Consider the following 8,931-nt stretch of genomic DNA (forward strand, 5'->3'; position numbering starts at 1 on the left):
TCCTTTGAATTGGTTTTTGTCGACTTTAATTCTACTGGATTTCAAGATGTCTTTCCTGTTTTTTTTCAAAATGAAAAAAGTGTCAGTGACAATCACGCCACCAACACTAGATATTATAGAGCCTTTATTTGGCTGTAAACAAGATAGAATGCTCCGATCAGTCCTGCATCATTTTGATGATGACAACGCTCTACTGGTGTTTCAAATAAATTCCATTCAGGATACTCTTTCAGAGGTTTTTCGATAAGAGGAATTAGTTGAGGGTTTTGACTGACACCTCCACCAATCAAGACTTTCTCAGGATTCATTGTAACAATGATGTTGTAGACAAGCATGGAAATATACTCTCCCCAAAGCTTCAGTACATCCTTTTTCTGGGGAGTGTTTCCTTTAAAAATTTCTTCTCCGGTAACTGGTGTGGCCGAAGTAATTCCTAAACGCTTGCGATACAAATTTAATAATCCCTGAGTAGAAGCATATTTTGCAATGATTTCTTTTTTTCCATTTCGATCAGGAATCAACATCATACCAAATTCTCCGGCACTGAAACCAGCACCTTTAATCAATTTTCGATTGTTGATAACACCCCCGCCAATACCAGTTCCCAAGGTCATCACAACAAAATCATTATGCATCTGTCCTTTACCCGAATGCATTTCGGCCAAAGCTGCACAGTTTCCATCATTTTCAATGAAGATAGGGTACTTGTAACCTGTTTTCTCCGTTAAAAGCTGAATAAACGGTCTCCCCTTTAAAGGTTTAATCGCACCGGAAACAATAGGAATCCCATTTTCACTGTCAATTACTCCAGGAAAACTGAAGCCGATTCCTTTAATCATATATCTACGTTCATACATCGTAATGATCTTTTCAATAAACGAAAAAAACTGCTCCTCTGTATCGATTTCAGAAGGCTGTTTGTCCTGATCAATAATGGTGCCGTTCATATCAAACAAGCCATATTTTATAAAGATGCCGCCGACATCAAAACTAATAATCATGTATTGTTCCCTTTCTGTCATTTAATTTTAAAAGAGATAGTGCAAGTGAAATTGAGTTTTGCCGGATATGATAGCAAATAGAAACTATCCTGAAAGAATCCCCTAAAAATACATTTTTAGTTTATCTTTACGGAATGTAACCATGTTTAATGCTTATCGCACGAATCCTAAAAAATAGTTCAATGTCCAATAAGCAAACATAAATTTTCTGTTAAGATATACCAGCCGTTCAATTTCATAAGTATAACATAACTGAATGGATGTGTGGAATTGTTGCTGAAAAGGGAACTAGGACAAAAGAATGAAGAAAATAATAGTGAAAACCATATCATTTATTTTCTGAATCCAAAATTTCCCTATTATTTCCCATTCATTTTTGTTGTTGACAGGACAGTTAGTTAAAATACTGATTATACGTTTATCTTTCAACATTTCCAGGCAACCATTGATCGATTGCTTGTTTATTAAAGCGTGTAACTCCTGCTAACCTAACTTTAGGCAGTCCTGCTTCAATAAACTTATCAAGTGTATTGTTTGAAACATGGAGGTAGGTATATGTTTCCTTTTTCGTCATATATACCTGTTCTAATCTACTTTCATAATCGTCTCGTTTGTGATAATAAGCTCTGCGCCTAAAACAGTCACTTGTGTCGCTTTTTTTCGAAATTGTCCATCTAAGATAGCGACAGAATACTTGTATCCGATAATGGTTTCTGTATCAAATTTTCGTGGTCGCCCATCAGAACCTAAGATGACCTCTCCTGTTTTTTCATTTGTTCATTCTTCTTGTTCAAATTTTGGCATGACTTCATCTAATTCAAATCGTTACCAGTCCTGATTTAGTTTTTGGAATAAGGAGGGAAAAAGGACGAGATTTTCCAAGAAATTTTACCCAAGCTCTTAAAGGGGTCTTGAATTCGTCATCCGTATAAAATTTTACCTTCGCTTTTAAATATCCTTTGACTAAATCTATCAATTCACTATCTAAGGCTAAATAGTGACGAACAAATTCATGGGCTTTTTCTCTTCGGAAAACAATTTCAGTACGTATCCAAGGTGGAATATCTTTTTTTCGTACGCCTTGTTTTTTTGCTTGTTCTGCCTGTTTGTCATAAAACTTAATGCGGTTATCCGCAGAGGGTGGCTTTAGATAAACAGTCATCCCTTTTTCATTTGTTTCAAGTCCGTACACATCAAAGTAGGTGCTTTTCCCATAAATAAATCGTTTTTTTCTACAAATCTTCATTAACTGTTGAGGAGTGAAATAAGGAATAGTATTCCAATCATCAATTGCTGGGTCAACTCGAGTAATCTTGAATTGATTTTCATATACTTGAAATAAATTCAGTAGAAAGTCTTTCACCGTTAATTTCATTTTGCCGAGCACCTCTGTTCGATAAAATTCTAGTGCTTCTCCACTCATTACCAACATACAATCCAATTTTTGTTCAGATGAATCAGAGTAAATACGGATGCTCCATATTCTACTACATGATCGTAGTCATAATGCTCTATTTTTCCTTGTTTCAAGAAAAAATAGTCGCTGGGAATACCTAAAATATTGTGAATAATTGTATCCAGAGGCTCATTAATGAATAGCTGAATTTGAATCCAATCAAACAGCACTCGCAAGTTATTCTGAGATGCCAAGTCATCAATCACCTCCTTTTTCTGAGACTACCGTTGAAAAAATGAGAGTACTTTTTTGCCAAAATGGACTGCCTAGAAACACTGATAGAACAGCATTAACCATTACTTTTAATCGACTCTAGAGGGTGGTGTTACTAAAAGAAAAGCGTTCTGACAATCGAAAAAAATTAGAAAAATAGTAATAATTGAATGAGGTAATTAGGTAAGCAGATAATAGTAGTTTATCTACAATCTTTGTTTTTATATGATTATGAAAAGTTCATATCTTATTAAGTAATACTTAATTCAGCGACATCAAATACACAAAGCGTCTGGGAAATTGATGCCCAGACGCTTCTTACTATTAAAAATTAATTGTGGAGATGTAGTGTTCCCATCCTAACCTCCATCTCGACTCGCTCCGCTCTTCGAGTCAAATAGTAATGAAAACGGATGCGGATTTCCGTTTATAATAAAGATAGGAGAGGCACACTACAAAGCACGGTGAGGTGAGTTGTAGGAAACCTTGATTGTTTAAATCAGTATTCTAACCAGTGTAAGACTGGGGCATTCAAGCACAAATGAGTGGAACGATCAAAGTCCGCACACTAATCATTGTTTTAACAACTCCTGTTAAATGCTGCCCCAGCCAGTCACTGCCTCTCCGCTACTTATAGAAAGGAGCGAAGAATCATGAAAGTCGTTTATCCCGTTTGTTGTGGGATTGATGTGCACAAAAGCTTTTTGATCGCTACCATCATCACCACGAAAGCCGGCGAATTGACGCCGCATTATCAGAAGAAACGATTTTCAACTTTTAACAACCAGATTCTGGCTTTGAAAAACTGGCTGTTAGAATGCACGTGCTACGATGTTTGTATGGAAAGTACCGGTAAGTATTGGGTCCCTGTTTCCAATTTGCTTGAAGACGTGATGAATGTCACGATTGCGAACCCTAAATGGGTGCGTGCAGTGAAAGGAAACAAAGATGATACGAAGGACTCCAAATGGATTGCCGAACTATTCCGTATGGGATTGGTAAAAGGCAGTTTTATCCCCGCAAAGGATGTCCGAGTCTTACGTGAGTTTACTCGTTATCGGACTCGATTAGTCAGTCAACGTTCCAGCGAGAAGAATCGTCTTCAAAACGCCTTTACCGTTGGCAATGTTGCCATGGACTCTGTGGTTTCTGACATGTTCGGTGTCAGTTCCAAAAACGTTCGTGATTATTTGATTTCTACTAAAGAGTTCAATCCGAACCATGTCCTTACATTGCTTCATGGTCGAATGAAACCTAAGGGACAAGAGCTTATCGACTCAATTGAAGGGGATCATTTTACGAATGAACAAATTCTTCGAATACAAATTATCGAAGAGCACAAGATGTACCTCGACCACTCAATTGATTTCCTTGATTATTTATTGGCTCAAATGGTTGAACCCTATGAACCAGCTATTCAACTATTAGAGACGATTCCAGGGCTTCGCCGTCAATCAGCTGTCCAAATTATCTCTAAAATCGGCGTTGATATGTCTCAATTTTCAACCTCAAAGAGATTATGTTGCTGGGCGGGTCTTTCACCTAGTAGTAATGAATCCGCAGGTAAGAAAAAATCTGTTCGTATTTCTCGAGCCGGTGTTTACTTAAAGCCAGCACTCGTCCAGTGTGCTCACGCTGCGGTAAAAGCAAAAGAGAAAAATCCGTATTATCGTTTGAACTATGAGCGTATTTATAAACGACGTGGGAATAAGCGTGCAATCATCGCCATTGCCCGCATGATGCTTACAGCGATTTATCATATGCTTTCTACTGGTGAAGTTTGGAATCCCACTGACTTGTATAAGATTGATAGGTCAGACAATCTTGTTCAAAAGCAGAAGGAAAAAGCAATTAAACAAGCAACCAAATTCCTTATTTGTGAGGGCGTATTACCAGACGATTTTGTTAGAAAAGACTTAGCAGTTTCTACTTAAAAATTTTTCTTATCGTCAGACCTATAGTTTTTGACGTTTATTTGCCATACTCTTTTTTCTAGGCTCGCTTCTGATATTGAGTGATTTTGTTTTCACACTAACCTTTTCTGAAATTAGAATGCTTCTATCATTCGTCTATACCAATTATTAATTCATAGACAGAAGTATCAATATCTTTGAGTGAAGTAGGAATAACTAAAGGTAGATTGAAAATAGGAGTTATTGGATTCAAGCCATTTTCTAAGATATAATTTTTAAGATTATTAGCACTATTTTGTAAATTTTGTGGATTTCCAGTATGTGTATAGTGTAAAGAAGATTTTAAATACCAATTTTCAATTATTTCTATAGAAGCGGAAAGCGCAATGTTTTCTTGGAATAACACGGGTTGGATTATTTCTATATCTACTTTCCCAGCATTATAATCAGAACTTTTTTCATGGATTCCACTAATCGTATTCCCTCTTTTAGTTAGATTATTACCAATTATACAGGTTTCTAATTCATTAATTAGCAGGGGTATTTCTTGTTGAAGGAGAGATTTTCTTATTTTTAAGCAAAAACCCAGTTCATAATTTCTAATTGTTGAAATATCTTTCATATAAATATACTCTTTCTGTTTTTTTGTAAAAAACAATTGTTTTTTGTTGTTAAGTATTATACAATTATACCACAACATTTTGAAAACTGAACCTTTCTTTTAACTAGAAGGATGTGTTTTGTTATGAATGAAAAATTAGGAATGACAGAAGAGCAATTCGTGATTTTTTTCACAATTTTACTTTCTATTGGATTTCTTTTAGGTATAGTAGTAGGATTGAATGCTTTACAATAGATAGATGAGAAAGGAGGGAATAATGTGAAAGATTTGACAAGAAATGAATTAGAAGCGGTTAATGGAGGTTTCCTAATTACTGCGGCTGTAGCAGCAACATTATTCACAGTTGGTTTTACTGGAGGAATTGCAGTAGGATTGAATCGTGTGAACAGAAAAAAATAATAAGTAAATGGGGGATAATTCTGTGGAACTTGCATTAGAAAATACAAATTTTGTAAGTCTTAAGGATCAAGAATTGCGTCAAGTAAATGGTGGCGGAGTTTTATTCGTTTGTTTAGTGGGTGGACTGATTTTACTTTTAGGATTCGCTCTGGGTTATGTTTTAGCACGAGTATTCGGATAATTAACAGTCATAGTTGAAAGTTGGTGTTTAATATGTTTTCAGATGTTGGTATAGCATTATTGTTAAGTATTGGTTTTCTTTCTGGAATTTTTACCGGTTTAAAAAAAATTAGAAGAAAATAAAAACACAAAAAACCAACATGTACTTTAATTGGTTTTTTGTGTTTTTATGTGATTTGAAAGGAGTTAGCATGGCTAAGTACCAATGTATAAAGCAAGAGAGTATGGCAGATTGTGGGGCAGCCTGTTTAGCAACTATTTGTAGACAATATAAAATGAAGGTAGCTATTTCAGTTATAAGAGATGCAGCTGGGACAGACAAGTTTGGTACTAACGCATACGGGCTTATCTTAGCGGCTGAAAAATTGGGGTTCTCGGCAAAAGGGGTCAAGGGGGAGAAGGAAGATTTTTTGAAAGCTAATTTCCCTTTACCAGCGATAGCACATGTGATTATTGACAATAGTTTGCAGCATTATGTAGTTATACACAAAATAACTCCAAAAACAGTTATAGTTGCTGATCCAAATGAAGGTTTGAAAAAAAAATCCGTTGAAGATTTTTTTTCTATTTGGACTGGCGTGTTAATACTGCTGCATCCAACAGTAAATCTTGAAAAAACAGATATTTCAAATGGTACATTAAAAAAATTTTTACCGTTATTATATCCTCAAATTCGATTGATTGCGAACATTTTTTTAGCATCTATTTTAATTACTTTACTTGGAATTGGAACATCATTTTACTTCAAGTTTATAGTGGATGACATCATACCCAATACACTGACGACCTCTCTAAAAACATTGACTGCGATAATGATTATTATGTATATTTTAAAAAATCTGATTTCTTTTATAAGAGGGCAATTAATGATATATCTTAGTCAAAAAATTGACATCCCTTTGATATTGGGATACTACAACCATGTGCTAAGAATGCCAATGAATTTTTATGGCACCAGACAAATAGGGGAAATCATATCAAGATTTAATGACGCTTCAAAAATTAGGGAAGCAATATCTAATGCGACAGTTACTATTATGATTGATGGGTTAATGGCAGTAGTTGGTTCTATTGTGTTGTATACACAAAATAATAAACTGTTTTTCATAGCACTTATTATCGCTATCCTTTATAGTATGTCGATAATTTTGTTTAATAACTATTTGAAGACTGCGAATGAGGAACAGATGGAAAGTAATGCTCAATTGACATCGTATCTAGTCGAGTCTTTAAATGGAATTGAAATGGTAAAATCTTATGGTGTAGAAAGAAAAATTTCTGAAAAGACAGATTCTTTATTTGTGAAATTTCTAAATAAGAATTTTAAAACAGAGCTTCTTTATAATGTACAAGGTAGCTTAGGGAATACCATTTCAGAGATTGGTGAAGTTTTTATTATATGTATCGGGACTTTCACAGTGTTTGACAATGCGCTAACATTAGGAGAGCTACTGACATTCAATACTCTATTAATATATTTTTTAGATCCCATTAAAAATTTGGTTAACTTACAGCCAACAATGCAAACTGCAATTGTGGCTGCTGATAGGTTGGCAGATATCATGAATTTAGAAACAGAAAAGATGTATGACGATAAAAAAATTCAAGCTGTTAACTTGGGAAATTCTGTGAAATTTGACAATATATCTTTTCGTTATGGACAAAGAGACTTAACACTAAAAAATATATCCATGGAGATTAAGAACGGAGAAAAGATTGCCTTAGTAGGAGAAAGTGGCTCTGGAAAAACAACGTTGGCAAAACTATTAATGAAGTTTTATGAAGTAGAAACAGGAGAAATATACATAGGAGATTATAATATTAAGGATATAGAAACTTCCATTTTAAGAAATGACATTTCTTACATATCACAAGATAATTTCTTTTTTAGTGATACTATAGAAAATAATCTCAAAATTGGGAATCCGTTTGCTACGCTGGAAGATATTCAAAAAGCTTGCACTATGGCTGAAGCCACTGTTTTCATTAATCAATTACCGACAAGATATCAAACAATATTACAGGAAAATGGGAGTAATTTGTCAGGTGGACAGAGACAACGACTGGCAATTGCGCGTGCAATCATTAGAAATCCTAAGATTTTAATTATGGATGAAGCTACTAGTAACTTAGATAGTATAACTGAGAAAGGAATTGAAAGAACCATCAATGAGTTATCGCCAGATATTACAAAAATTATTATTGCTCATAGATTGAGTACCATCAAAAATTGTGATAAGATTTTTGTGCTTAGAAACGGAGAAATCATTGAATCGGGAACACATGAGGAGCTCATAAGACATGGAAATTACTATGCCGGTTTATGGAAAGAACAGCTAATTGGATAGAGAGGATTAGTATGGAACGAATAACAAATAATTTTTCAGATGTTACAGATAGTCGTGAAATTTTAGAAAGTAAGACACCTATTGAATTTAGAGTACTAATTCTTTTTTTTGTTGTCACTATAATTAGTTTATTAGTTGCTTTCAAATTTCTATATGTTGATCAATATATTTCAGTTTCTGGTCAAGTTCAAGATAAAACATCTACTGCTAATATTAACATTTCTGCTAATGGAGGGGCTGTAGAGAGTATACATGTTAGTCAAGGGGATTTTGTAAAAGAAGGAGATGTTCTTCTCAAGATAGATTCCGCAGAATTACTATTACAAAAACAGCAAGTAGATGAAAGTATCAAAAAATTAGAAGCTCAACTAACTGGATTGGAAAAGTTACGTGAGTCTGTTAAATTAGATGAAAATAAATTAACTAATAGCGAAGATGAAGCAGAGTTTTACCAACAATACGAACAATATAGAATGGATGTTATTACCAATCAAAATACATTGAATGAAGCGCAGATTGAGAATAATAATACTATTGAGGAGCTTGAAGTTTCTATAAATGTTCTTTCTGAAAATATTCAAAAGAAAAAAGAGGCTATGAGTGAAATAACTGAAATTATTAATGCGGTGCTTGGAAATTATGCATATAATTCAACAGATAGTTATTATTTTTCTCTCCCAAATTTCAAGAACAAGTTAGCCACTTTTCGAAATAAGTGAAAAATGTCTGTTATCTCTACGTTCCGTTGTTGATTTGATTGTGAGTTGGTGTGTGGCAGTCTGATCAGGACAGTCTGGTA

General features: G+C 34.4%; 9 protein-coding genes. 5 read left to right on the forward strand and 4 right to left on the reverse strand.

Going from position 1 to position 8,931, the window contains the following annotated elements; translation table 11 throughout:
- Nucleotides 1–113: 113 nt before the first annotated feature.
- The 3 genes from IW492_RS17310 to IW492_RS17320 all read right to left on the reverse strand — a co-directional run bounded on the left by IW492_RS17310 (nucleotide 114) and on the right by IW492_RS17320 (nucleotide 2,651).
- Nucleotides 114–1,001 (reverse strand): ROK family protein, encoded by an 888-nt coding sequence (locus IW492_RS17310; RefSeq protein ID WP_202069289.1) that lies wholly within the window; start codon nucleotides 999–1,001, stop codon nucleotides 114–116.
- A gap of 817 nt (nucleotides 1,002–1,818) precedes the next feature.
- Entirely contained in the window at nucleotides 1,819–2,424 is a 606-nt protein-coding gene (locus IW492_RS17315) for a replication initiation factor domain-containing protein (RefSeq protein ID WP_202069291.1), read from the reverse strand.
- On the reverse strand, nucleotides 2,424–2,651 hold the full coding sequence (locus IW492_RS17320) for a hypothetical protein (RefSeq protein WP_202069293.1): 228 nt from the start codon (nucleotides 2,649–2,651) through the stop codon (nucleotides 2,424–2,426). Before IW492_RS17320 ends, IW492_RS17315 begins: the two co-directional genes overlap by 1 nt.
- A 672-nt stretch (nucleotides 2,652–3,323) precedes the next feature.
- On the opposite strand from IW492_RS17320, the gene IW492_RS17325 reads away from it, so the two are divergent.
- The gene (locus IW492_RS17325; RefSeq protein WP_236671992.1) at nucleotides 3,324–4,604 is read left to right on the forward strand and encodes an IS110 family transposase; all 1,281 of its coding nucleotides are present in this window, start codon (nucleotides 3,324–3,326) and stop codon (nucleotides 4,602–4,604) included.
- Between the two features lie 127 nt (nucleotides 4,605–4,731).
- Here the strand turns inward: IW492_RS17325 and IW492_RS17330 are convergent, their stop codons facing one another.
- The gene (locus IW492_RS17330; protein ID WP_202069298.1) at nucleotides 4,732–5,205 is read right to left on the reverse strand and encodes a hypothetical protein; all 474 of its coding nucleotides are present in this window, start codon (nucleotides 5,203–5,205) and stop codon (nucleotides 4,732–4,734) included.
- Between the two features lie 258 nt (nucleotides 5,206–5,463).
- Here IW492_RS17330 and IW492_RS17335 point away from each other — a divergent pair, with 258 nt between their 5' ends.
- From IW492_RS17335 to IW492_RS17350, 4 genes are all read left to right on the forward strand, one after another.
- Nucleotides 5,464–5,604, forward strand: coding sequence for a class IIb bacteriocin, lactobin A/cerein 7B family (locus IW492_RS17335; RefSeq protein WP_330928462.1), 141 nt, complete (start codon nucleotides 5,464–5,466; stop codon nucleotides 5,602–5,604).
- A 22-nt stretch (nucleotides 5,605–5,626) separates the two neighbouring features.
- A complete protein-coding gene (locus IW492_RS17340) occupies nucleotides 5,627–5,785 on the forward strand; it encodes a class IIb bacteriocin, lactobin A/cerein 7B family (protein WP_330928464.1) in 159 nt (52 codons plus the stop codon).
- 190 nt (nucleotides 5,786–5,975) lie between these two features.
- Nucleotides 5,976–8,132 (forward strand): peptidase domain-containing ABC transporter, encoded by a 2,157-nt coding sequence (locus tag IW492_RS17345; RefSeq protein ID WP_202069302.1) that lies wholly within the window; start codon nucleotides 5,976–5,978, stop codon nucleotides 8,130–8,132.
- Nucleotides 8,133–8,143: 11 nt separating this feature from the next.
- On the forward strand, nucleotides 8,144–8,851 hold the full coding sequence (locus IW492_RS17350) for a biotin/lipoyl-binding protein (RefSeq protein WP_202069304.1): 708 nt from the start codon (nucleotides 8,144–8,146) through the stop codon (nucleotides 8,849–8,851).
- Nucleotides 8,852–8,931 lie beyond the last annotated feature (80 nt).

This window comes from Enterococcus sp. BWB1-3 (genome assembly GCF_016745275.1).
Taxonomy (GTDB): Bacteria; Bacillota; Bacilli; order Lactobacillales; family Enterococcaceae; genus Enterococcus_L.